2 protein-coding genes are annotated in these 918 nt (G+C 45.8%); both read right to left on the bottom strand.

All coding sequences use genetic code 11. The features are described 5' to 3' along the window. On the bottom strand, positions 1-444 hold a 444-nt coding region (locus ACTHUM_RS15470), incomplete at its 3' end, for a DUF1415 domain-containing protein (protein ID WP_440403350.1). 117 nt (positions 445-561) lie between these two features. Next, positions 562-918, bottom strand: a 357-nt coding sequence (locus ACTHUM_RS15465; RefSeq protein ID WP_440403349.1) for an Lrp/AsnC family transcriptional regulator, incomplete at its 5' end; no start/stop codon positions are given.

Raw genomic sequence — 918 nt, 5'->3', positions numbered from 1 at the left:
GTCTTCACGAATAAGATGTAAGGTCGGATAGGGCGAGCGGTTGGTGTAGTTGCTGATGTCGTCGGCTTCCGTGCCTTCAAATTGGAAATCGGGATGGAACGGCGCAATTTGGATAATACCTTCCAATTCGTTTTCTACAACCGCATCATCGGCGATTTCCAACATTTGGTTGAAGGTTTCAAAATCAGGGAACAGCGTTGGATGAACCAGTAAAGTGGTTTCCAATTCCGAAGCGGGCTTATTGCCCAGAAGCTGCAATTCACGATCCAAGTCCTCAAGGAAACCGTCCAAATGACGGGCTTCGCTGACAACGATGCGAACCAGGTTTTTAACGTGCGGCGCTTTGGCAAACGGGCAGAGATTCAGCCCGATAACGGCTTTTTCCAGCCATTGTTTGGTATGTTCTGAAACAGTATTGGTATCGAGATGGGTGGTGTCTGTCATAGTAAAAGCTTATGTGAATTATTCTTAAAAAGTATACAAGTGTATGGGTGTGAAAGCAAACCATTGGAATTTAAAAGGCCGTCTGAACAACAGACGGCCTTTATCAGTGTCAAATCATTAATCCTGAACCAAATGAACCAAAGGCAGAGCAGTCGTGTTTTTAATTTCTTTCAACACAAAACTCGATTGCGCATCTTGCACGCCGTGGTGCGAAAGCAGCGTATCCAAAACAAAATGGGAAAACACGTTCATATCGGTAAAAAAGGCATGGAGCAGATAATCGGTTTCGCCCGTTAAAGCAAAGCAGCTCAATACTTCCGGCCAAGCGCGGACAGATTCGGAAAAATCCTCGCGCGCATCTTTTGCCTTGCTAATCGATACACGGATAAAAGCCTGCAAACCCAAGCCCAAAGATACGGGAGAAAGCTGGGCCGCGTATTTTTGAATAATGCCCGCATCTTCAAGCTGTTTGAG

It is taken from the genome of Neisseria sp. P0021.S006 (genome assembly GCF_051956895.1).
This window is presented reverse-complemented; position numbering and strand designations above follow the sequence as displayed.